The organism is Leptothoe kymatousa TAU-MAC 1615, from assembly GCF_018739865.1.
In the GTDB taxonomy this organism is placed as follows: Bacteria; Cyanobacteriota; Cyanobacteriia; order Phormidesmidales; family Phormidesmidaceae; genus Leptothoe; species Leptothoe kymatousa.
In genome coordinates this window covers 171,376-193,533 of sequence record NZ_JADOER010000004.1, presented here as the reverse complement: position 1 = coordinate 193,533, position 22,158 = coordinate 171,376, and the positions used below count along the sequence as shown (strand labels likewise).

The 22,158-nt window shown below is 51.3% G+C and carries 22 protein-coding genes; 9 read left to right on the top strand and 13 right to left on the bottom strand.

The annotated features are described in order from the left end of the window. The first annotated feature begins 207 nt into the window (after positions 1–207). On the top strand, positions 208–1,119 hold the full coding sequence (locus tag IXB28_RS03415) for a cation diffusion facilitator family transporter (RefSeq protein ID WP_215617141.1): 912 nt from the start codon (positions 208–210) through the stop codon (positions 1,117–1,119). Positions 1,120–1,147: 28 nt separating this feature from the next. On the opposite strand, the gene IXB28_RS03410 is transcribed toward IXB28_RS03415, so the two are convergent. Together IXB28_RS03410 and IXB28_RS03405 are read right to left on the bottom strand one after the other, a co-directional pair. Next, on the bottom strand, positions 1,148–1,453 hold the full coding sequence (locus IXB28_RS03410) for a hypothetical protein (RefSeq protein WP_215617140.1): 306 nt from the start codon (positions 1,451–1,453) through the stop codon (positions 1,148–1,150). Positions 1,454–1,576: 123 nt separating this feature from the next. Further along, a complete protein-coding gene (locus tag IXB28_RS03405; RefSeq protein WP_215617139.1) occupies positions 1,577–2,260 on the bottom strand; it encodes an HAD family hydrolase in 684 nt (227 codons plus the stop codon). 441 nt (positions 2,261–2,701) lie between these two features. Here IXB28_RS03405 and IXB28_RS03400 point away from each other — a divergent pair, with 441 nt between their 5' ends. Next, complete coding sequence (locus IXB28_RS03400) at positions 2,702–3,292, top strand: cob(I)yrinic acid a,c-diamide adenosyltransferase (RefSeq protein WP_215617138.1); 591 nt, start codon at positions 2,702–2,704, stop codon at positions 3,290–3,292. A gap of 66 nt (positions 3,293–3,358) precedes the next feature. After that, positions 3,359–3,952: a dCTP deaminase gene (gene dcd / locus IXB28_RS03395; protein ID WP_215617137.1), complete on the top strand. Its 594-nt coding sequence runs from the start codon at positions 3,359–3,361 to the stop codon at positions 3,950–3,952. A 3-nt stretch (positions 3,953–3,955) separates the two neighbouring features. Here dcd and IXB28_RS03390 read toward each other — a convergent pair whose 3' ends face one another. From IXB28_RS03390 to pilM, 6 genes are all read right to left on the bottom strand, one after another. Continuing rightward, positions 3,956–5,269, bottom strand: coding sequence for an FAD-dependent oxidoreductase (locus IXB28_RS03390; RefSeq protein ID WP_215617136.1), 1,314 nt, complete (start codon positions 5,267–5,269; stop codon positions 3,956–3,958). A gap of 140 nt (positions 5,270–5,409) precedes the next feature. Beyond that, complete coding sequence (locus IXB28_RS03385; protein WP_215617135.1) at positions 5,410–5,733, bottom strand: HU family DNA-binding protein; 324 nt, start codon at positions 5,731–5,733, stop codon at positions 5,410–5,412. 267 nt (positions 5,734–6,000) lie between these two features. Then, on the bottom strand, positions 6,001–8,049 hold the full coding sequence (locus IXB28_RS03380; RefSeq protein WP_215617134.1) for an AMIN domain-containing protein: 2,049 nt from the start codon (positions 8,047–8,049) through the stop codon (positions 6,001–6,003). A gap of 93 nt (positions 8,050–8,142) precedes the next feature. Continuing rightward, positions 8,143–8,958 carry a hypothetical protein gene (locus tag IXB28_RS03375; RefSeq protein WP_215617133.1) on the bottom strand — a complete coding sequence of 272 codons (816 nt, stop codon included), beginning with the start codon at positions 8,956–8,958 and terminating at the stop codon, positions 8,143–8,145. Continuing rightward, positions 8,958–9,743 (bottom strand): PilN domain-containing protein, encoded by a 786-nt coding sequence (locus IXB28_RS03370; RefSeq protein WP_215617132.1) that lies wholly within the window; start codon positions 9,741–9,743, stop codon positions 8,958–8,960. The genes IXB28_RS03375 and IXB28_RS03370 overlap by 1 nt, the downstream gene beginning before the upstream one ends. A 3-nt stretch (positions 9,744–9,746) precedes the next feature. Then, on the bottom strand, positions 9,747–10,850 hold the full coding sequence (pilM, locus tag IXB28_RS03365; RefSeq protein WP_215617131.1) for a type IV pilus assembly protein PilM: 1,104 nt from the start codon (positions 10,848–10,850) through the stop codon (positions 9,747–9,749). 521 nt (positions 10,851–11,371) lie between these two features. Here pilM and purT point away from each other — a divergent pair. Both purT and IXB28_RS03355 read left to right on the top strand, forming a co-directional pair. Beyond that, on the top strand, positions 11,372–12,613 hold the full coding sequence (gene purT / locus IXB28_RS03360; protein ID WP_215617130.1) for a formate-dependent phosphoribosylglycinamide formyltransferase: 1,242 nt from the start codon (positions 11,372–11,374) through the stop codon (positions 12,611–12,613). 139 nt (positions 12,614–12,752) lie between these two features. After that, complete coding sequence (locus IXB28_RS03355) at positions 12,753–14,036, top strand: ABC transporter substrate-binding protein (protein WP_215617129.1); 1,284 nt, start codon at positions 12,753–12,755, stop codon at positions 14,034–14,036. A gap of 20 nt (positions 14,037–14,056) precedes the next feature. Here the strand turns inward: IXB28_RS03355 and IXB28_RS03350 are convergent, their stop codons facing one another. From IXB28_RS03350 to IXB28_RS03340, 3 genes are all read right to left on the bottom strand, one after another. Continuing rightward, positions 14,057–15,319: a bifunctional folylpolyglutamate synthase/dihydrofolate synthase gene (locus IXB28_RS03350; RefSeq protein ID WP_215617128.1), complete on the bottom strand. Its 1,263-nt coding sequence runs from the start codon at positions 15,317–15,319 to the stop codon at positions 14,057–14,059. Next, entirely contained in the window at positions 15,319–15,657 is a 339-nt protein-coding gene (locus IXB28_RS03345; protein WP_215617127.1) for a P-II family nitrogen regulator, read from the bottom strand. The genes IXB28_RS03350 and IXB28_RS03345 overlap by 1 nt, the downstream gene beginning before the upstream one ends. Positions 15,658–16,028: 371 nt before the next feature. Further along, positions 16,029–16,598, bottom strand: coding sequence for a hypothetical protein (locus IXB28_RS03340; protein ID WP_215617126.1), 570 nt, complete (start codon positions 16,596–16,598; stop codon positions 16,029–16,031). Between the two features lie 227 nt (positions 16,599–16,825). On the opposite strand from IXB28_RS03340, the gene queF reads away from it, so the two are divergent. Beyond that, positions 16,826–17,242, top strand: a complete 417-nt coding sequence (gene queF / locus IXB28_RS03335) for a preQ(1) synthase (protein WP_215617125.1) — start codon at positions 16,826–16,828, stop codon at positions 17,240–17,242. A gap of 42 nt (positions 17,243–17,284) precedes the next feature. On the opposite strand, the gene IXB28_RS03330 is transcribed toward queF, so the two are convergent. Next, positions 17,285–17,863, bottom strand: a complete 579-nt coding sequence (locus IXB28_RS03330) for a DUF924 family protein (protein ID WP_215617124.1) — start codon at positions 17,861–17,863, stop codon at positions 17,285–17,287. Between the two features lie 32 nt (positions 17,864–17,895). Between IXB28_RS03330 and IXB28_RS03325 the strand changes: the two genes are divergently transcribed. The 3 genes from IXB28_RS03325 to IXB28_RS03315 all read left to right on the top strand — a co-directional run bounded on the left by IXB28_RS03325 (position 17,896) and on the right by IXB28_RS03315 (position 20,480). Continuing rightward, complete coding sequence (locus IXB28_RS03325) at positions 17,896–18,174, top strand: hypothetical protein (protein ID WP_215617123.1); 279 nt, start codon at positions 17,896–17,898, stop codon at positions 18,172–18,174. Positions 18,175–18,721: 547 nt separating this feature from the next. Further along, positions 18,722–19,786 (top strand): GDP-mannose 4,6-dehydratase, encoded by a 1,065-nt coding sequence (gene gmd / locus IXB28_RS03320; protein WP_215617122.1) that lies wholly within the window; start codon positions 18,722–18,724, stop codon positions 19,784–19,786. Between the two features lie 232 nt (positions 19,787–20,018). Next, positions 20,019–20,480: a DUF2996 domain-containing protein gene (locus tag IXB28_RS03315; RefSeq protein ID WP_215617121.1), complete on the top strand. Its 462-nt coding sequence runs from the start codon at positions 20,019–20,021 to the stop codon at positions 20,478–20,480. A 44-nt stretch (positions 20,481–20,524) separates the two neighbouring features. Here IXB28_RS03315 and purH read toward each other — a convergent pair whose 3' ends face one another. Next, entirely contained in the window at positions 20,525–22,069 is a 1,545-nt protein-coding gene (purH, locus tag IXB28_RS03310; RefSeq protein WP_215617120.1) for a bifunctional phosphoribosylaminoimidazolecarboxamide formyltransferase/IMP cyclohydrolase, read from the bottom strand. Positions 22,070–22,158: the final 89 nt, after the last annotated feature.

The window sequence follows — 22,158 nt, the reverse complement described above, 5'->3', positions numbered from 1 at the left end:
CAAATAGTGTCAGTAGAGCCATCCATGGAGTTAAGCCTACTGAATATAGACCGTATGGGGCGGGGGTTACTTTTTTTAGTACGCCCTACCAAGGAAGAATCAGTAAGGTTTTGACAAGTTAAGCCAACTGTACTGTGTTTTTTTCGCTTGCACTGTCTATAGCTGCTACTATTTCAGGGCTTTAGCGATCGCAACCAGCGAGACGGGATGGTTCTAGACACCGGACAGCAAAGGCAAACCTGTTATCGCCTACTGCTGATGCTGCTGTGGGCTAATTTGGTAATTTTGACCATTGAAGTGATTGCTGGCTGGGTCAGCCAATCGGTCACCCTATTGGCCGAAGCCCTACACACCTTAATTGATGTGTTTAGCACGGCCCTCAGCCTCACGGCGATCGCCTCGCCACAACGGATATTGGGCAAAGAAATATGGGGCCACGGTCGCGGAGAAGTTGGCAGTACGCTGATGCTGGCGGCGCTTTTGGGCTGTTTTGGCGTCAATATTTTGATCGTTGCGCTCAGCCAATTTCAAGACGTCATGGGGGGAGCGACCAATCCATTTCCAGTGGAGGTGACGGTCGCCCTAATACAGCTGATCGCCGCCATGGTGGCCGTTGCTATCGGCTTAGCATTTTTCGTCTCGTATCGGGGACGAGCCCTAGGCAGCATCGCCCTCAAGCTCACCACCCAACATGTTTTAGATAATGGCTGGCTGAGTATAGCCATGTTGGTGGGCTTAATCGGCATTTGGCGCGGCTATAGCTGGCTGGATCCCTTCATGGCCATTGCCCTTGTGACACTGACGCTGCAGAGTTTCTGGCGGGTGCTCAACACCCAGCTCCCCATGTTGCTAAAACCCACCGCCATTGCCCCAGAAGCCATTGCCCAAGTGGTGACCACCGTGGAAGGGGTAACCCGCTGCAACCGGATTCGGTCCCGAGGCATGGTCGGCCGACAGGTGTGGATTGAACTGTATTTAGCCGTGCATCCAGAGTGCCTGGGCATGTCCCGCACCATTGGGGAACGGGTGGACAGCGCCCTACGCCACCACTATGGTCCCGTCAGTACGCAAGTGTGGGTGGAAGAAGATTACACCATGCCCCTGAGGCAGTATTACTAGCTACCCCGATTAACCCTGCGCCCACCCATCAATGCTCCACCTTCGTGGCCTTGGTCAGCTCAACCAGGTTACTGGCAAAGTCTTCAATGGCTTGTTGGTTGTTTGTGGCAAACATGCGAGCCATCATAGCGATCGCAGCAAGGCGCTTTAACCGAGATTGAAGCGTTTGCAAACTCGACCCATTCGTACGCAAATCGGTACTCAAGTCATCCAATTCAAGTAGGACATCTTCCCGTTGTTCCTTCGGAAACGCCTGGGCTAGCTGTCGTAAATTCGCCAGACGATCCTGAACCGTTTGGGGCTGACTCCCTGGACTATCGGAAACATTACTCATGGTGGCAATTGGCAGTGGCTGATCAAATCTGAACCTAATCCATACTTAGCATCTAAGAGGCATTAGCAGTCTGGCAACTACACCATTCTCAGCAACTGCCACCACCGGGAAATCTTTACCCCCTCAATAGGATAGACATGAATCCTTAGGCCCAGTGGCGGCAGCCAAATAGGCATTTAAGCGACGATCGGTGTAATCGGCAATGGCCCACATTGCCCCCAGCTGCATCAGGGTGGCGTCACTGTGGGAGGATGTCACCCCCACGGTGGGAATCCCCGCCGCCACCGCCGCCCGCACCCCCGTGGGGGAGTCTTCAAATACCAGCGCTTCTTCGGGTGCTAGGGACAATTGCCCTAGGGCGGTTTGATAGGGCAAGGGATCGGGCTTTCCCCTGGGTAGATCATCCGCAATAACCACGGGCTGAAATATCCCCTGGAGGGCCAACACGTCTAACATGAATTCCGCATTGGGGCGAGGGGCATTGGTGACGAGGGCAGTGGCATAGCCCTGTTGCCCAAGGTGGTGCAAAAAATCGGTGAGGCCATCCATCCGCTGTAACTTATTCGCCGCTAGCTGCCGAAATTGGGCTTCTTTGTCGGCGCTAAAGGCGACGCCTTCCTCCAGGGATAGCTGAGGTAGCAAGTCACTGACAATGTCAGGATTCAAACGGCCACTAATATGGCGATCGTAAAAGTCCTGGTCTACCGTCATGCCATAGGGGGCTAGCAAAGCGTGCCACACTTGGAAATGAATGGGGTCCGTATGGGCCAGGGTACCGTCGAGATCGAATAAAACAGCTTTTAACATAGGGTGGTGATGCTCAAAGTATGCCGGTGAACTGACCGCACCGGGTTAACTACTTGACCATAGCCCGTGCCGACGGTCCATCGTATGGAGGTAGCCCATGAAAAAACAGATAAAACCAGACAAAGTCACCGTATTAGCTGCGATCGCAACCCTCACCCTGATTGCTAGCGTTGCCCTCGCATCCCCACTATTCTTTCCCCACAGTCCTTTGGGCTAGTTAGCGAGCATCGCTAGCTCAATCGTTCTGGCCTACGACAATGTCTCCCCACCTTCAAAGCAGTACACTTTAACTACTTTGAAGGTGGGGAGGGAGAAATTCTTACTGCGCCTTTATAAACAAACGCCCCACGGATCAATTCTTAAAACAGCGACCCAAACTCCCACTACATGCGCTATATTTAGTTCGCTATTAAATGTAGTGCCACTAGATGTAGCGTTTCTATGGTTCAACAGTTACGCGTTACTGCTTCACCCCGTCGTTCCCTGCGTGTCGCGTCCACTCCAGGGACTCCGCCCGCCAGTATTTCCAAAGGACTGCACCATCCATTTTTGCAGGCGCTTGAAGGTTCGTTACAAGTATTCACCTCAGTCCATCGCAGCTTTTTCACCAACGTGATGGTGCAATCCCTGCGTTCAGCCGACCAAGGCATGACCGTACTCGTCGCCCAGTTTTTAAAGGGTGGCATTGACCAAGGTCCAGACCATATGACCCACATGGGACAAAACCTAGACTGGGTGCGCTGTGGCTATGCTGGCTGTATTTTTGAAACGACGGACGATGCCCAGGACGCTGTTCTGGAGCTTTGGGCCTACGTTAAAAATATGATTCAAACCAATCGATATGGGTTGGTGATGTTGGATGAATTGAGTCTGGCGATTGAATACGGACTGATTCCAGAAAGTGAAGTATTAGAACTCTTGGAACAGCGTCCAGCACAGATGGATATCATTTTGACAGGGCCCAAGATGCCCTATGCCATTTTGTCCATGGCGGATCAGGTGACTGAGTTTCGACGGGAATTTTTGCCCTAGTCTGGGTCCAAATCCCATGGGCCAATAGGTCTCAAACGCTGAGTGGTAAACAACACGCGAAAAACAATGATCAAGAATGATGTCTGGATTCGGGACATGGCCACCCAGGGGATGATTGCCCCATTTGAGTCTGAACTGGTGCGGCGCATGGACCTTAATGGCGCTAATGTGCCGGTTATTAGCTATGGCCTATCGTCCTTTGGCTACGACATTAGGCTATCTCCTAAGGAATTTCGCATTTTTCGCCATATTCCAGGCACTGTCATTGATCCCAAAAATTTTAATCCAGATAACCTTGAGACCACCCAGCTGCGTAGTGATGAGCACGGTAGCTATTTCATTTTGCCCGCCCACTCCTACGGTCTAGGGGTGGCGCTAGAACGCCTCGCCATTCCCGACAACATCACCACCATTTGTATTGGCAAAAGCACCTACGCACGCTGTGGCATTATTGCGAACCTCACACCGGCAGAAGCGGGTTGGCGAGGCTATCTCACGCTAGAGTTTTCCAATTCTTCCAGTGCCGACTGTCGCATCTACGCCAGCGAAGGGGTTGTGCAGCTACTGTTCCTAGAGGGCGATCCCTGCCAGGTGAGCTATGAGACCCGCCAAGGTAAATACCAAGATCAAGCGGAAATGGTCACCCTTGCTCGGGTATAGGGCCTAATTTCCTTGGGAACGACGCCAGTTAAACCAATTTTCTGCCCAGTCCCGCCGCCATTGGCCGGGTTGCCAGCGCTGGTTTTCCCACTGTGCGATCGCTTGGTAAATCGCCTGGTAAAGGGTGCCACTGCGATATTGGCCTGCGGCCCATGGGGCCAGGGTTGGCATGGTTTCACACCGGGCTAAAACACTCACCAGATCCATCGCTCCCCGACCCATTAAATGGATGCCAATCAATGTTTTGCCTAAGGTAATGAGTTTGCAAAAATTGGTGTCGCCCCCGTGTTCAGCCACCGGTAAACACGAAGATTTAAAAACTACGGCCCTAGCGCCATACCGATGATGCGCCTGCTGCTCCGTTAACCCCCAGCGTCCCACCGGAGACAGCCCGTGAATTCCATAGAATACGCGTTCATACCCCATGGGGCGCCGGGCATTAAATAGGGCATTATCCAAGGCAATGGCCATCTCCTGCTGGGCCAGGGCAGCACGATTGACGCCGCCTAAACAGGCCCCCACAGCATACAGCTGGGGCCATTGTCGTACTTGCAAATAAGCATTCACAGATAGATCACCGGCCTCGATACCCAATTGGGCCATCCCGAGGGATGCATCCACTTGATATTGGGGGACCAGCACGACCTGGCCGGTTTCAGCCATTGTGGCCATCTGCTCTGCAGCGTAGGTAAAGTCGCCATCTAAAGCCGCAATGGCAACCCCTAAGCTACGCAGTTGCGCAGCCATCAACCGTTCAATATCCCCATCCTCTGCGGGCAACAGTCTGGGTTGGGGGGAAAGCAGCGTCACCTTAGCAAAACGACTGAGGCCAAAGGCCCATTCCACCGCCGCGGCACCGCCGCCAACTAAGGTGATATTTTCCGGCAATACGTCTAACTGCATGAGTTGATGACATAGCAAAGCTCCCGATGGCGACGGGGAAAAGCTATATCCATCTGCCAACAAATACCGACTGGCCTGAATGTGCCGCTGCTCTACTTTTAAGGATTTTGTTTGACTAAAGCTAGCCCCAGCTAAGACAACATCAACACCGCAGGCCCGCAGCTGAGCCGGGGATAAGGGCCGATGGCGACATTCCACCTCAAACAATGCCCGCCCATGGGCCCATGGGTGCGATCTCTCTAAACCAGGCTGTGCGATCGCACGAAAACTAGCCTCAACAGCATCATTTAGCTGCCAGCAGGGGGCTATCAAAGCCACACGGGCACCCATTTGAGCCGCCCGCATTGCGGCCAAACGACTCCCCGTACTGCCGCCCAAAATAGCTAAGTCATACTCAGTGCTGCACTGAACCACCGCTTTACCAAATCAAACAGAAAGTGCCGCCACTGCTAGGCGTCAACAGACTCGAATAGGCAAACAAACTGCCCACACAGCACCGAAAAACACCTAAAGCAATAGCGACACCAATAATACTTTGGAAGCTATGGCACCAATTACTTTTTAGCAACCATTTCCTTGAACAACTTACCAGCGGAAAATGCAGGCACAGTGGTAGCCGGAATCACCATAGTATCGCCAGTCTTAGGATTACGACCTTCACGTTCCTTACGATGGCGAGGCTCAAAAGAACCAAAGCCCACCAAGGTGACCTTTTCACCACTAGAAACCGCTTCCATAATGGACTCAATTGCCGCCGAAATTACCGCATCGGCCTGTTTTTTAGTAACAGAGGCCTTTTCAGACACCTTGTCTACCAGTTCACCTTTATTCATTTTTGTCTCCTCGCAGATTAAAACCAATGAATGAACTACGCCCATGGCTGAACCAACAAGCCAGAAAAATTAAGGAAAATTCCAGCAGACCGCTGAAACCCTTGAGCCCTCATATTTTCTCTGCCCTATTCTAAGGGCTACGTTGACGGTATGGATCTATAAAACATTGAATTCATATGGATTTCAGCGATTTTTAGGAAAATTCATACGTTTTTCCTGCAGGCAAAAAGAATAGGATCCATAAAAACCCGCCAAAGCCTCATGATTAAAGGCTTTGGCGGGCTTAACAAATTGTTACAGGATCAAGTTTCTTTACTCTTCTTCTCCCAACAATTCTCGAACATCTTCACCGGGCGTATAGCTGTATCCATAGATACTTTCATCGGAGTCATCCATGATTTGAGGTGTCAGTAACACAATCAACTCACGACGCTCATCTTCATTTCTAGTGTCTCGGAATAACGCACCAATCAAAGGCAAATCGCCAAGAATTGGTACCTTAGTCACGGTTACACGGTCGGTTTCCTGGATAATCCCAGACAGCAACAGAGTTTGCCCATCGCGCACACGAATCAACCCTGAGGAAAGCGCACGCGTGGTAATTGGTGTAGCAAAGGCTCCAGCATTATCCAAATCGATTTGTGACAACGGCGATGACACCGTTGGGGCAACAGAAAGATTAACAAAGCCATTATCATCAATGCGGTCAATATTAATGGCTAAATTAAGGCCCACATCCTCGAAATTCACCGTTTGGGTCTCACGGGTCACCCCTGCAGTTTCAGTAAAGTTAACTGTCACACTGCTCACCACCTGCTCCACTAGGGAAATAGCCGCATCTTGCCCTTCCTGAACAATCAAGGTTGGATCGGTGATGATCTTGGCATTACCGTTTTGAATTTGAGCATCAACATCCAAAATAAAACTACTGGCAATATTGGCTAAACTTCTTATTCCAAAGTTTGCAACACCGTCAACGATATTGACACCAACATCACCGGCACGGAACGAAAGGCTAGTGTCGACTTCTTCAATCGCCCCTAAATCAACATCAATCACTCGCACATTTACAGCCACCTGACGACGGCGCAGATCCAGCTGCACAAGCTGAGCGGTAGCAATCTCAATCTGTCTGGGAGTCCCCACTAACGTGACTGAACTGGTGCGCTCATCACCAATTACCTCTAACCCCCGCAGCAGCGGAGCAGAGTCTTGATAATCGGCCCGCAGCACCTCAACGTTAGTTTCCAGTTCGGTTCTCTCAACTTCTTCCACTTCGCCCACATCTGTGGTTGCGACCACCTCTGTAATTTCTTGCTGATCAGTAAAGGCACTTTCAGCCCCCATAAACACAAGGAAGTTAATAGCTGTCGCCACATTAACCTGGTTCAGACGCACACTGCGGATGGTGACATTGCGAGCCGACTGGGGTAAACGAGGACCAACAAAAATAGTCCGCCCCACACGATTCGCTTCTAACCCAGAAATCTGCAAAACGTAATTGAATACATTTTGCACGGGCTCATCTTCAATGTCTAAGGTCACTTTAGTGTCAGCGGCGGCGGCATCTCCACCTTCACCACTGGCATCAGTAAATGCCAAATTCAGCCCCGCAGCCCGAGCCAACAAAGAAAGCGCTTCACGGGCGGTTGCATCCCGCAAAACTAAGCGAGGTACTCGCTCAGCAGTGCCCAAGTCAATCACATCCAAACCGGCATTGACTTCAGATACGGCAATATCACCCACGGGAGGTGCCACAGCCCGAGGCAAAAACGGAGGCGCCGCATTGACCGTAGGAGCAGACACAGGGTTGCCGTCAATAATCACTTCAGGACTCGGCACTAAAATATCTGGAGTATCGGTCTCTGCCTGGGCCAGATGTGTCGGCAGCAGGGTAGCGTCAGTAACGGTTTCAAGTTTTTCCGGCAGTGGGCTAGGCTGGGAGACCGCATCGGGGCGGGTATCCAAACTCACCAACAATCCTTGGCCATCCAGCTTCTGAAGATCGGCAACGGGGGCTTTATCAGCGCCCTTAATGGTCAACCGCACCGTATTGTCGTTCAAGGCTTGCAGCTGAATTGATTTGATCGCGGGAGGCAGATTTTCCTTAGTGAAATCCTTGCTCCTGGGCAAGGCTAACTGCGCATTCGTAATGTCCGCCTGCAGCACATTATCTCGATTGACCGCAAAGATTTGAGGAGTGTCACCATCTTTCGTGGCTAGCAACAGCTCCATACCGTTTTTTGTCGTGTTAACTTCAACACTTTGAATAGCAGTAGCCGCTGCGTCAGCAGCCTGAGCTGTGAGGACGCTCAAAGCTCCGCCAGCAATTAAACTTCCTAGTTTGAAAAAGCGTTTCACAGTTCACTCCTTAATCTTATTTAGAGGACGTTGATACCTGGGACTGGATTCTCGCGAGTTGAAAGCACCTATGGTGACTGATTCATATCGCTGCTACTGGGCCTCAGCGGCTTCACCTTCAGGTGCTGGAGCCGGGGCAATTTCTGGCGGGGCATTTGGATCCGCCGTGGGAATGAGCGCATCGATGGCAAATGATGAATTAATGCGCTGTTTTGGCTGGCCTACCACTTGCCCCTGGCCATTTAGGACAGTTTCAGTCACCGTTTCAGAACCATTCAAAGAAAAATCTCTCATCATTAGCAGAGGCTCAAGGCGTTCAATATTGCCTAAAATCGACTGAGTTTGGGCAAAGTCCCCCGAAAAGCGAACATCATAGGTTTGACGCTTTAATTTCCCATTCACGTCCTCGCCTAAACTGCCATCCTCAATAACAACCTCCCCACTGGGCACAAAACTGTTTAACTTAGCCTCAACAATAATGGGCGGGATGCCACGAGCTTGGATCTGATTGCGCGCAGCCCCAATAGACGCATTACTGTTTTTGATGCGCTGGTTAATATCTAACAACAGCGTATCCATAGAAGACTCGTTAGCAAATAACGAATAAACGTTACGACGCTGAATCAGGGCCGCATCCCGTTCTTCTTCCAACTTGGCAATTTCCTCTAGGCGTTGGGCCTGGGTCTCGAGCTGTTGTTCTTTCTCGGCAATATCAGCCCTTAATTCTTGATTGCTTTGACGCACAGGCTGAACAAATCGCTGGAATAAAAATATGGCTAAGCCAATGCCAGCTAGAGCTGCCAAAATACCCAACACCTTGGGGGTTAACTCAATACCGAAGACAACAGGATTTGACGGCTCATCATATAAATCATCTTCGGCTGGGATAAAATCTCCGCTTAATGTCATTATTTGAGCACTCCTGTCTCTAAAAGGGCTTTTAACCTAGAGGAAAGACCGACAGAGGCCTGTTGATTTTCCAATTCAGCAAGCAGTCGATCAAATTGTTCAGTAGATACACTTTTGATATTGCCACCAATGGTGTAGTTCACCAGCTCTGTGGGCTCATCCCGTTGAGCTTCACCTGGGCAACGCCCTAGCACCTCTCCCCCCAAACTAGAGGTAGTTAGTTTAACGGTTTCACTCTCTAAAAAGGGAGAATTTTTCAAAGTCAACATGAAGTCGTTGACATCATCAAAGGAACAGGCCGTTCCGTTAATGCTGATGCCACCGGCTTCTGGAGTCACGGGTTCTCCTCCAGATTCAAGCGGTACGGCCTCTCCAGCCGTTTGAGAAACTTGGCCCAACTGCGCTCGGGTAGGGATACGATTCTGAATATCTTTGACAATGGCAGACCAGGGCCGAATCTTAGTGAATACACCTGCCAAGGCACGACTTTCATCTCGAGCAGCCGCGGTCTCAGCTTTAATCCGATCGACCTGGGCTAACTTGGCCTGCAACTCAGTCAGCTGAGAATCTAGCTCGGCCTGGCGTTTTTCTAGCGTGGACTCTTGATACTTCAAGAATCCAAAAAATCCGCCCACACCGGCCAATGCCGCCACTAACACCCCTAGGCCAATGGCAATGGGCGTACGGTCAGCGGTTGACTGTTGACGCACAATCGGAGCAGCGCCAGAAGCTAGTTCTGGACGTTCTTCGCGATCGTTTAGAAAGTTGATGTCGATACTATACATGGTCTAAACCTCCCGCAAACCCAAGCCGAGAACTGTTGCTAACCCAGGTCGCTGAGCCTCTGAAATTTCGTCCCCGACCTCGAGGGATAGGGCCTCAATCGGGTCAATGGGGCTAGCTGGCAAACTCAATCGCTGGGCAAAGAATTCATCTAATTGACCAATGGCGCTGCCTGGTCCTGCTAACAATAGCTGAGCCACTTCCATGTCTTCTCCTTGATTCAGATAAAAGTCAATGGAGCGCCGTAGCTCATCGGATAATTCCCCCAGCACCCTGAGCATAGCCGCTGTGCCGGGATTAGTACCGCCACCCACTTGGGGAGCCCCCATGCTATCCATGGGTGTGGCTGGCACCGTCATACCTTGAAGTAACTCAGTATTACGGGTAGGCGGCAGGTTCATCGCACGGCTCAACGCACTTTGAATTTGAAAGGTACCGATGGGCACTGTTCTAGAAAAATGAGGAATGCCATCAACAACAATGGAGATTTCTGTACTCTCAAATTGAATATCGACTATAGCCGCAGCCTCTTGGGGAGTAAATTGCCGTAATTGTTCCCGAATGGTACGAATCAAGGCAAAGCTGCTGGTTTCGACCACATCTAGAGCTAAGCCAGCCTGTTGAAAGGTTTCCATGTAGGCATCAGTCACCTCTTTTTTGACGGCCACTAACAAAACCTGGACTTTCTCAATGCCGTCTTCATCCACAAAGAAACCTAGCTTTTGATAATCCACGTCAGCTTCTTCCCGTGGAAATGGCAGGTAAAGGCTTGCTTCTTGGTTTAGCACCATTTCGCGAAGCTCATTATCGTCCAACTCAGCTGGCACTGGAATCACTCGGGTAATGGCACGACCAGGAACAGCCGTTGTGGCCCGTTTCACCCTCAATTTGCTTTCCGTTAAGGCAGACCGGATGGCTTCTGCCATAGCTGCCGTATCAATAATTTGCCCCTCTTCAAAAATGCCTTCTGGAATTTCCGCAGAAGCCAGGGTTTCTAACTTTAACTTCTGCCCTTGTTTCCGCAGGCGGGCGACATTGACCCGCTCTGGTGTTAGTTCAACACCAACACCTGGGGGTTTTCTTGAAAATAGCGACTTTAAACTATTCACAGCATTATCCGGTCACGATGTTATCCGGTCATGGAAGGCAATTTGGACTAGGCAGAGCCTTGGTCTGTGTTGGAGTACACCCAACTGTTTCAGCTTTAAACTGATTTTTTGCTAACGCATCGTACACAATTTGCGCAGGAATGGCTAGCAACCGCTAAAGAATACAGAGTTTGGTGTAGAGACTGCCCTAAAAAGCAAACAAAACGTACATTATTCAATTTGTTTTTTAAATGACCTCCTCAACAACCGAGCCCTTAGATGTAAGCACTTCTTTGGTAGAAATGCATGCTTCAGGTTAGTTTCCAGGCTTTATTCAACAGCTTCATTGCGGATTGTTAACCGCCCTGAAGGGTTGGTTGAATGAAATCTTGGTTCTCAACGTGAATCTCTATGTCCTCAACCCCAACCAACTTGAGAATAGATGGCTTTGGAAGAGAATGTAATTTTTTACGAGCGATATTACACGCAATTGGCTAAATTGATCACACGATTTCTAAAAAAATTGTTTTTTTTGAGTAACTATGGCGAACGTGGCAAATCAGCCGAACAATGGGAACTGGGGCACACCGCTCGCTTCCAACGCTCAGCGGCTTATGTTATTGGGGTCTGGAGAACTGGGCCGAGAAGTTGCCCTAGAGGCCATGCGACTGGGGATTGAGGTAATTGCGGTAGATAGCTACGCCCATGCTCCAGCCATGCAAGTAGCACACCGTTCCCACGTGTTGAATATGCTGAATGGTGAAGCACTTAAACATATTGTCGCGAAGGAAAAACCTGATCTGATTGTGCCGGAGGTGGAAGCCCTCGCAACGGACACATTAATTGCTTTAGAGCACGAGGGTTGGACGGTAATACCAACGGCCTTAGCCACCCGCCTCACGATGGATCGTGAAGGAATACGACGATTAGCCGCAGAGGAATTGGGATTGCCCACCTCTCCCTATCGATTTGCGGCCACCGAGGCGGAATATCGAGACGCGATCGCAACCATTGGCCTCCCCTGTGTCGTCAAACCCGTCATGAGTTCTTCCGGCAAAGGCCAAAGCCTGGTCAAAACCGCCCCAGACATCGACAAAGCCTGGACCTATGCCTTTGAGGCCGGACGTGGCAAAGATCAACGCGTTATCGTCGAAGGCTTCGTAGACTTTGACACCGAAATTACTCTGCTGACCGTGCGCTCCCAACCACACCTAGCCAATGCCGAAGCCAAAACCCATTTTTGCCCCCCCATCGGCCATCGCCAAGAAGACGGGGATTACCGCGAATCTTGGCAACCCTGCCCCCTAAATCCAACCACCCTAGAAAAATGTCAGGCCATCGCCAAAGCCATCACCGATGCCCTAGGTGGCGTTGGTCTATTTGGCGTTGAGCTATTTATTGCCGGCGACCCTAGCCAAGAACAAACCGTTTACTTTAGCGAAGTGAGCCCCCGCCCCCACGACACCGGCATGGTCACCATGGTGAGCCAAAACATGTCGGAATTTGAACTGCACGTGCGCGCCATTGTCGGCCTCCCCATTGGCAATATCGAACAAATTCGCCCCGGCGCCTCCGCCGTCATCCTCGCCAATGCCGCCACCGATAGTCCCACCTTTACCGGAGTTGCTGCAGCCCTGACGGTCCCTGACAGCAAACTAAGACTGTTTGGCAAACCCCGCGCCCACAAGAACCGCCGCATGGGGGTAGCCCTCGCCCTAGGGGCCACCATCGAAGAAGCCCGGAGCCGAGCCACAGACTGTGCGCATCAGGTCAGCGTCCACTAGCCTGATCCCTGGCCAAACACAAGGTGTAACCATAGAAACAAGGCCACGTCCCTAAAGTCAAAACACCACATCGGACCGTCTTGGTCTACAGTGTCTGAACACATCCATCGATTTATTTTTTGTTTACCAAAAAATCATCATGAAACTGTTTCAACGTCGGCACTTTCTATCACGTATGGCAGCCTGGGCCACTGCCGGGGTATTGCTAGCCGTAGCAGGCTGTGGCGGCGGCGATACTAGCCAAGCTGGCAAACAGGAAGTCGAATTTTGGACAATGCAGTTGCAGCCAAAATTTACCGACTACTTCAACCAGCTAATTGCCGACTTTGAAGCAGCAAACCCCGACGTGGACGTGGTCTGGGTCGATATCCCTTGGGCCGACATGCAAAGCAAGATTTTAACCGCTGTTTCTGCGGGCACGGCCCCCGATGTGGTCAACCTCAACCCTGACTTTGCGTCCCAATTGGCGAGTCGCAATGCGTGGTTATCCCTGGAGCAACAGCTTAGCCCTGAAGACCAAGCCACCTACCTACCCAAAATTTGGCAGGCCACCACGCTCAATGGAGAAAGTTTCGGGTTTCCCTGGTATCTGACCACCCGAGTCACACTGTTCAATAGCCAACTGCTGGAACAAGCGGGGATTAGTGAGCCCCCCAGCACCTATGGCGAACTCGCTACAGCGGCCAAACAGATTAAGGATAAAACCGGCAAATATGCCTTTTTTATCAGCTTTGTCCCTGAAGATGCCGCCGATGTTCTGCAGTCGTTTATCCAGATGGGTGTGCCCCTGGTGGATGACGCGGGCAATGCGGCCTTTAACACCCCCGCAGGCAAGGCTGTGTTCCAATATTGGACTGACCTCTACCAGCAAGAACTGCTGCCGCGTGAGGTCCTCACCCAGGGGCACCGTCGTGCCATCGAGCTTTACCAGGCAGGGGAAACGGTCTTTTTAGCCTCTGGTGCCGAAGCGCTATCGAACATTGAAAAAAATGCTCCAGCCATTGCCACCGCCACAAAAACAGCGCCTCAGATCACAGGAGAAACCGGCAAAAAAAATGTTGCAGCCATGAATCTAGTGGTGCCGAGAGCAACGGATGTCCCTGAAGCCGCCGTTAAATTTGCCCTATATGTCACCAATAATGACAACCAAATATCCTTTGCCCAGGCGGCCAATGTCCTACCTTCCACCGCTGCAGCGGTGGATAGCACCTTAACGGAAGCCCCTGAAGGGGCAACACCAGTTGAAATTGCACGGGCCGTTAGCGCCAACCAGCTAGCCGATGCGGAAGTGCTGATTCCGGCATTAGAAGATGTGAAAACGCTGCAAAAAGCCATCTATGACAATTTGCAGGCGGCCATGCTAGGCGAAAAAACCGTAGATGACGCCGTGGCAGATGCCGCAGATGAGTGGAACAGTCGATAAACGTATCGCCAGCACCTGGCTCAGGCTTGGCCATAGCGCGCGCGAAACGCCCCAATCAGGTACAGAGAACCACAGAAAACCTTGGTGTCATGGGGGGCTGCAACAAAATTTTCTACCCCCCCCTGCAAAGTGCCATGGGTATACACCTTGCCTAGGGCTGGACAGGCCGCATTGGCGAGCTGGGCTAGGGCGACGGGCTCGGCGGTGTCAGACTCTGGCACTGGCACCAGATATAGGGTGTCCCCTGGTCGCAGCAAGGCTTCAAAAATGTCTTGATGGTCCTTAGTGGCCAGCATACCCATGAGCCAAGCTATGGGCTGGGGCAACTGGTCCACATACTGCCGCAGCATCATGGCCGCAGCGGCATTGTGAGCCCCATCAAGCAGCAACTGCTGCCCTCGCCACCGCAGCCATTGCAAACGACCTGGCCATTGGGTTGTGGCCATCCCCTGTTGAATCGCCTCGGTGGAAATGTCCCAGCCTTGCCGTTGTAAGAGTTGAAGAATTGCGATCGCCACACTGCTATTTACCCGCTGGTGCTCTCCCAGCAAACTAGCGCGGTAGTCCACGGTAGTATCGCCTAGGCCACTGCGCCATTGGCCAGCGACAGTATCTGCCGCTGGAGTAATCGCATGCAAAGGGGCATCCAGGTCAGCCGCCCGCCGACGCACCACCGCCTCAGCCGCCTCTGGCAAGGGGCCCATCACCACCGGTCGGCCCGCCTTAATCACCCCTGCTTTTTCCCCAGCAATATCGGCCAAGGTAGGCCCCAGACGCTGCCAATGCTCACGACTCAAGGACACAATAGCCGTCACCAGCGGCGTAGGACACACATTGGTAGCATCCAAGCGGCCCCCTAAACCAACCTCCATCACCGCCAGGTCAACAGCTTCAGACGCAAAATAGGACCAAGCCGCCGCTGTAAATACTTCAAACTGGGTTGGCGTCTCACCGTCGTCAATGGCCGCAGCGACAGCTTGCAAATGAAACCGAAGCTGCTGGTCGGACACTGGCTGCTGATTGATGCAAATTCGCTCATTCCAGTTGACCAAGTGGGGAGAGGTATAGCGCCCCACACGATAACCGGCTGCTGATAGCACCGAAGACACATAAGCACAGACAGACCCCTTCCCGTTAGTACCAGCCACATGCACGATGGGTACACGTTCCTGGGGGTTATCTAGCCGACCCAGCAAGGCTTGGATCCGCGATAACCCCAGATTGATACCAAAGCGACCATACCGGTCTAAAAAGTCGTCAATGGACAACTTGTCAGCAGACACTAAACCGCTTCCGAGTTTTTCTCACCAGTACGAATACGCACCACCTCATTTACAGGGGTGACAAAAATCTTACCGTCGCCAATTTCACCCGTTCGTGCCGCAGCAATCACTTGATCCACAATGGCGTCCACCTGATCATCATCGACAACAATTTCAACCTTGAGCTTTTGGAGAAACTCTACGGTGTACTCAGATCCTCGATAGCGTTCTGTCTGACCCTTTTGGCGCCCAAATCCTCGCACTTCAGACACGGTCATACCCACAACGCCTGCGTTCACCAGTGCAATTTTTACTTCGTCTAGCTTAAAGGGCCGGATAATAGCTTCTATTTTTTTCATGCGAATTTATAGCTCCACACACACCGGGACCACAACATTGTGGACCACGATATCAAGGTTTAACGAGTTATGCAGAGGTTCCACCGTAACGGTTGCTACGATAGCGCCCATGCGCAGTCAATTTTAGATTAGAACCTGGTCAACCAACCAAATAACTTCTGGTTGAAAACTGGGATATTGAGGGCTCAGAGCGATTTTGCCTCTAGCAAGGCTAGGGCCGCATCAACGCTAAAAATTGAGATTTGGTCTTGTTCAAGGGTCAAGAGTGACGCTTCATCTCGTTTACCCTCGCATAGCCTCATCCTAATTCTGAATCTTGATAGCCCCCTAGCGATCGCTGATCAGCGGCCGCCCAACAAAATGTTCAGGACTTAGCGATCGCTGATCAGCGGCCGCATAATCAAAAAGCCAGCGCCAAAGGCGGTCAAAATAATAATGGCAATGGAAACCACCAGCCACAGAGTACTCATACTGCCGGAAGCGGAAGACTCCAAGCTATAGCGACGGTTTTCGCCCGACTGCTCTGTCACCAACTTAGAAATTTCAGCCTTTCTCACCCGCCTAGGCGGTTTTACCGAGTCTTCTACCCGAGGTTCTTGCATCATCGCCTGGGGAGCCACAGGCTCAACCGGCGCATAGGGCGTAGCAGGAAAATCAGCAGCTGGCACAGAGTAGGTCATCTCTGATTCCGCCGGATGGGCCACTCCGGCATGGTGTCCCAGCTGAAGGGCCACTTGTACCATTTGGTGAATATTCTGACGCAGCACATGATTTTGCTGATGCAGATGATTATTCTGGGCACTGAGTGAATCCACCATAGCCTTGGTAGCATGCAGTTCAGCCGCCAACTCGCGATAGACCGACACAGGTACCGACGGGGAATAGCTGGCTTCTGAGCGCACCTGATTCCTCGCCGAGTCAGAGTTGTGGGAAGGATTCATAAGCAGGTCCAAAAAATCTCCGATAAAACACAGGCGTTGCGATATCCAGGATGAGCTCAACAGTTAGCCAACGACACACCCGGGTCGTTCAAATTAGAGCAACGTCAACGCGATTCGTCAAGTGTTTGACCAAAGTTATTTAGATCCGAGGCAAATACTATTGATTTATGGACTAGTTCGGTGAGATCAATGGGAGTGGACTATACCTTCATATTTTTATCCCATCCATGGCGACTAATCACTCCCCATTGCCCACCGATCAAGCTCCTGAAGTTAAGTATGGCGAACGGGCAATTGAGGACAATGAGCTTATTACATTTCCCAATCCTCGCCCAGGACGTCAGTACGATGTCAATATCACGCTGCCAGAGTTTACTTGTAAGTGCCCATTTTCTGGGTACCCCGACTTTGCCACCATTTACCTAACCTACACGCCCAATGAAAAAGTGGTAGAGCTAAAGGCCATCAAGCTTTATATCAATGGCTATCGAGATCGCTACATCTCCCACGAAGAATCCATCAATCAAATCATGGACGACTTCATCGCGGCGGCGGACCCCCTAAAGTTCAAAATCAAAGGGGATTTTCTACCCCGGGGTAACGTCCACACCACGGTGGAAATCGAATACGCAAAACCCGCATAGACAATTTTGCAGGCGTGTTGCAAACGACGCCCCGACAAACAATTAGAACCTCGACCCCGGCTGCTGGAGAAAGGCTAATTCCGCGGCTGTACTTTGGCGGCCTAAAATTTCATTGCGGTGGGGAAATCGACCAAATTGGGCGATCACATCCCGATGGCGACGCGCATAGTCCAGGCCATGGTGTAGATGGGGCGCGTCTTGCACCAATTGTTCAAACAGTTGAACACAGCGATTTTGATCCGCTAAATTTTCACTGTGCTCAAACGGCAAATAGAGAAAAAATCGTTCCACCGGCAATAGCCTCGCCTCATCCCCCTGTTCCATCGCCATCACGGCCGTGGCCAATGCCAGCGGATCGGCCGCAAAGCTCTGGGGGCTGCCACGAAACATATTGCGTGCAAACTGATCTAACACAATTATCCTCGCCAACCTGGCCTTAAGCGTCTTCAACCCATTCTCAGATGGGGGCGCTACCATAGCCCAATACACCGCTAGGAACTGGTGGAGGATCTGGGCATCAAAGTCAGGATCTTTACGAAACCACTCTTTACGGTAGGTGCCGGCTGGTGAGCCAAACCAAAAATCTAAAACGGCTTGGCTATTGCTTGTAGCTGAAGTCATCAGTTTGGGGATAAGACACAGGGAAATCAATCATGTCCTTTTCAGTCATATTTGCGGCAGTGCTAGTGGTGGCGGTTTTCTGCTGGTTAACGGGGTATCGATTGCCGATTCGCTTTGGCGTACCGTCATTACCCACGGGCCCATCTGGGGTACCTCGATCGACTCGCCAACGGTTAATGAGGCTGGTCAATGGCAACCGAGCCGTGGCCGGACGCTTAGTAGAACGGGTCAGATCGCAAAATCCTGATCGGTCAGAACAATGGTGTTGGGAAAAGGCCATCTACGATATTGAACGAGATCGCAGGGCATAATATCTTGAGCACACATCCGGTTAAAGATGCCTGCCAAGCCATGTTAGCTAAGGATTTCACCAACCCATCCTGCGATTCATTAAACTGCATCAACAAACTTTTCAATTGTCTTGGGAGATTGTGCCAGAAACCAGTCTGTATCTTGGAATCCCACAAATGATTCTGGTGACGGATATTCTATTAGTTCATCAAACAGTTTAGTTTTATGAAGGTGAACCTATGCTGATAGTGCCAACCTAAGTCAATAACTCTCCCTAAATTAACTGTCATACTTACCATCGCAAGCTCTTTTTGAACGCTTTTATATTTGTCATTCAAAGTTAAAGCTGGCCTCCTACAAAGCGCTGCTTCCATGCAGACATTGACTGGGATGCCATGTACAGAGCTACTGACCGGAGTGATCTACTGGCAATTCTGTCGTTACTGCTGTGTTAGGGAATGGATCGAACTGACAGCGTCACTGTAAGTTTAGGTTTTACAGATTGCACCATACCAAGGAGCAGCAACGACACAGCTTTTATACATTAGAAAAAAGGACACTAAATCTATGACGCAGGCTAAGCGTGCACTGATTACGGGAATCACGGGTCAAGATGGTTCCTACCTAGCAGAACTCTTATTAGAAAAAGGCTACGAAGTACATGGCATTATCCGCCGTACTTCAACATTTAATACCGACCGCATCGATCACATCTACGTCGATCCCCACAGTGAAGATGCGCGACTGTTTTTGCACTATGGCGACCTCAATGACGGCACTATGCTGCGCCGGATTCTGGAAGAGGTGGAACCGAACGAAGTTTATAACCTGGGCGCCCAATCCCACGTGCGGGTTAGTTTTGACTCCCCTGAATACACAGTAGACACCGTTGCCATGGGGGCTCTACGCCTGATGGAAGCCATTCGCGACTATCAGCAGCGCACCGATAAGGAAGTCCGTTTTTATCAAGCGGGCTCTTCCGAAATGTTTGGCAAGGTGCAAGACATTCCCCAAAAGGAAAGCACTCCTTTTTATCCCCGTAGCCCCTACGCCTGCGCCAAGGTTTATGCCCACTGGCAAACCGTTAACTACCGCGAGTCGTACAACATGTTTGCCTGCAATGGCATTCTGTTTAACCATGAGTCGCCCCGTCGTGGCGAAACCTTTGTGACTCGTAAGATCACCCGCGCCGTTGCCCGCATCGTCGCAGGCAAGCAAAAGGATCTCTATCTGGGTAACTTGGACTCCAAGCGAGACTGGGGCTATGCCAAGGACTACGTCCGCGCCATGTGGATGATGCTACAACAGGACGAACCCGGTGATTATGTGGTTGCCACCGGTGAAACCCACACCATCAAAGAATTTCTCGATATCGCCTTTGACTATGTCAGCCTCAATTGGCACGACTACGTTAAATTTGACCCGCGCTATCTGCGTCCGGCAGAGGTGGATATTCTGATCGGTGACCCCAGCCACACCCAACAAACCTTGGGTTGGAAGCCCTCCATCGATTTCCCTGGCTTAGTCAAACTGATGGTAGATGCTGACCTCGAAGCAATTGGCCAAACGCCGATTAGCAAGCAATCCGATGCGGCTACCGTTCGTAGCGCGATCGCAGGCGTCATGTCCTAGCAAATCGACCTACTGTCAACGCTAGGCTCACCCCAGTTTTTCTAAATCAAAACGCCTTGATACGAAGGACTTTATCTTCCGTTCGAGGCGTTTTGTCGTATTTGCCAAAGAGTCTCCCACAGTCCACCACAGAAAAACTACGGTGCTGCATGGACACGGAGTTAATATTATAGGGACCAGGTTTGGAGATTGCTTAGCCTCTAAACCCAAACACGTGTAGATAGATAAAAGCATGGCAGACGAGTCAACTCCTAAGGCCCCCGCTGATAAAGCAGCGGCAAAAAAAGCACCAGCAAAAGCCAAAAAGGCTAAACCGCCCAAGTTAGAAGACAAGCCGTTTGCTGAATTTATCGAGCAGCATTTTCTACCCGCGGTCAGAACCGCTCTTGAGCAGGAAGAAGGCCTAAACGATATTCAAATTTCTTTCGAGACCCAACCCATCAATGTGATTGGCGTCGATCAAGATGCCTATCCCCAGGTCATTGGTCGCTGGGCTAAGGGCAGTCGTCAGTTCAATATTGCCTTTTTAGAAGACAGCATTACGGGCCCGAAAATTTATTCTTTTGCAACCGATGGCGCGACACCCAGCACCATTGAGCAATTTATGGGCGATGAGCGCCGGATTACGTTAGACCTCATGGTGCTCTATGTCTTACGCCGGTTGAAAGGGCAAAAGTGGTTAAAAGGGAATTAGTCCCCACCTCCTATTTCCCCCCTGGCAGGGGGGAAATAGGGGGGTTAATGCAAAAAGTGGCGGGTACCCGTAAACGCCATCACCACACCTAACTCATTGGCCGCTTTAATCGACTCTTCGTCGCGAATACTCCCCCCTGGCTGCACAATGGCTTGAATCCCAGCGGCAGCCGCCGTGCGGACGGAGTCATCAAAGGGGAAAAAGCCATCGCTGGCCAATGTCGCCCCCACTGCTTTTTCCGCAGCTTGCTCCAGCGCAATTTTGGCCGCACCCACACGGTTCATTTGGCCAGCGCCAATACCCACGGTGGTATTTTCGTTAGTCACCACAATGGCGTTAGATTTCACATGCTTTGCCACCCGCCAGGCAAATAACATTTCCGTCAGTTCGGCCGCACTGGGCTGACGTTCGGTCACCATTTTCCACTGACTCACATCTTCTTGGAAATCGTCCGAAGATTGGGTCAGAAATCCACCTGCGATCGCACGAATTGTCTGACTTGGACCGCTCACCAAGTCTGGCAGCACCAACACCCGCAGATTTTTCTTCTTAGCTAACACTTCTCGGGCTTCAGCCACACACCCAGGGGCCACCACACATTCCAAAAATGTCTGGGTCAACGATTCTGCCGTTTCCACATCAATGGGTTGGTTAAGGGCCACAATGCCGCCAAATGCCGACACATTATCCGCTTCAAAGGCACGCTTATAGGTGGATGCCATCGAAGCGCCAATGGCCACACCGCAAGGGTTTGTATGCTTCAGCACCGCCGCCGCCGGACCATTTTCGCTAGGGAACTCGGCAATAATACGACGGGCCGCCTCTAGATCCACCAGGTTGTTATAGCTCAGATCTTTGCCCTGCAGTTTTTCCGCCGCCGCCCAGCCACTGGGCTGGCTCCCCGTTTGGTACCAAACCGCTGGCTGGTGAGGGTTTTCCCCATAGCGAAGCGTTTGCTTTTGGGTACCCCCCATGGCAAACCGACCACTGGTAACATCTCCAGCCTGCTCAGTTAAATACGTGGCAATGGCCTGGTCGTAGGTGGCCGTATGCCAAAATACCTGGCGAGCACAGGCAGCCCGAAAGTCCAAGGAAGACTGCCCCTTATTAACCCGCAGTTCATTCAAGTAGCCGTCGTACTGAGCGGGGTCGCATAGCACCGTCACATAGGCATGATTTTTAGCCGCAGACCGCAACATGGTAGGCCCACCAATGTCAATATTTTCAATGGCGTCAGGGAGGGTTGCACCAGGCTTAGCAATAGTCTGCTCAAAGGGATATAGGTTCACAACGACCAGGTCAATGGGGCGAATGTCGTTGTCGGCCAAATCTTTTTGATCATCAGCATTATCCGTGCGCGCCAGCAGGCCCCCGTGGATGCGCGGCTGCAGGGTTTTAACACGACCACCGAGAATTTCAGGAAAACCCGTGTAGTCAGAGACCTTAGTGACAGGAATGCCTGCTTCCGTCAGGGTACGGGCCGTACCGCCACTACTAATGATGTCAAAGTCGAATTCTGTAGTGAGGACTTTGGCCAGGTCAACAATGCCGGTTTTATCAGATGCACTAAGCAGCGCTAAGCGAGTCATGGGATTCTACGGTCTGGGGTGTTCAACTTTACCAGGGTAGAACGTGAGGGGGCGTTTTTAGAATCGGGTCGCCCCCAGAGATGATATTA

What these genes read in the sequence shown, in the direction of transcription:
- IXB28_RS03405 (WP_215617139.1), bottom strand. Translation starts at nt 2,260, where the DNA reads ATGTTAAAAGCTGTTTTATTCGATCTCGACGGTACCCTGGCCCATACG.
- IXB28_RS03400 (WP_215617138.1), top strand. Translation starts at nt 2,702, where the DNA reads ATGGTTCAACAGTTACGCGTTACTGCTTCACCCCGTCGTTCCCTGCGT.
- purH (WP_215617120.1), bottom strand. Translation starts at nt 22,069, where the DNA reads ATGACTCGCTTAGCGCTGCTTAGTGCATCTGATAAAACCGGCATTGTT.
- IXB28_RS03325 (WP_215617123.1), top strand. Translation starts at nt 17,896, where the DNA reads ATGTCCTTTTCAGTCATATTTGCGGCAGTGCTAGTGGTGGCGGTTTTC.
- queF (WP_215617125.1), top strand. Translation starts at nt 16,826, where the DNA reads ATGGCGACTAATCACTCCCCATTGCCCACCGATCAAGCTCCTGAAGTT.
- IXB28_RS03385 (WP_215617135.1), bottom strand. Translation starts at nt 5,733, where the DNA reads ATGGGCGTAGTTCATTCATTGGTTTTAATCTGCGAGGAGACAAAAATG.
- IXB28_RS03410 (WP_215617140.1), bottom strand. Translation starts at nt 1,453, where the DNA reads ATGAGTAATGTTTCCGATAGTCCAGGGAGTCAGCCCCAAACGGTTCAG.
- purT (WP_215617130.1), top strand. Translation starts at nt 11,372, where the DNA reads ATGGCGAACGTGGCAAATCAGCCGAACAATGGGAACTGGGGCACACCG.
- IXB28_RS03340 (WP_215617126.1), bottom strand. Translation starts at nt 16,598, where the DNA reads ATGAATCCTTCCCACAACTCTGACTCGGCGAGGAATCAGGTGCGCTCA.
- IXB28_RS03315 (WP_215617121.1), top strand. Translation starts at nt 20,019, where the DNA reads ATGGCAGACGAGTCAACTCCTAAGGCCCCCGCTGATAAAGCAGCGGCA.
- IXB28_RS03370 (WP_215617132.1), bottom strand. Translation starts at nt 9,743, where the DNA reads ATGTATAGTATCGACATCAACTTTCTAAACGATCGCGAAGAACGTCCA.
- IXB28_RS03330 (WP_215617124.1), bottom strand. Translation starts at nt 17,863, where the DNA reads ATGACTTCAGCTACAAGCAATAGCCAAGCCGTTTTAGATTTTTGGTTT.
- gmd (WP_215617122.1), top strand. Translation starts at nt 18,722, where the DNA reads ATGACGCAGGCTAAGCGTGCACTGATTACGGGAATCACGGGTCAAGAT.
- IXB28_RS03375 (WP_215617133.1), bottom strand. Translation starts at nt 8,958, where the DNA reads ATGACATTAAGCGGAGATTTTATCCCAGCCGAAGATGATTTATATGAT.
- IXB28_RS03415 (WP_215617141.1), top strand. Translation starts at nt 208, where the DNA reads ATGGTTCTAGACACCGGACAGCAAAGGCAAACCTGTTATCGCCTACTG.
- dcd (WP_215617137.1), top strand. Translation starts at nt 3,359, where the DNA reads ATGATCAAGAATGATGTCTGGATTCGGGACATGGCCACCCAGGGGATG.
- IXB28_RS03355 (WP_215617129.1), top strand. Translation starts at nt 12,753, where the DNA reads ATGAAACTGTTTCAACGTCGGCACTTTCTATCACGTATGGCAGCCTGG.
- IXB28_RS03345 (WP_215617127.1), bottom strand. Translation starts at nt 15,657, where the DNA reads ATGAAAAAAATAGAAGCTATTATCCGGCCCTTTAAGCTAGACGAAGTA.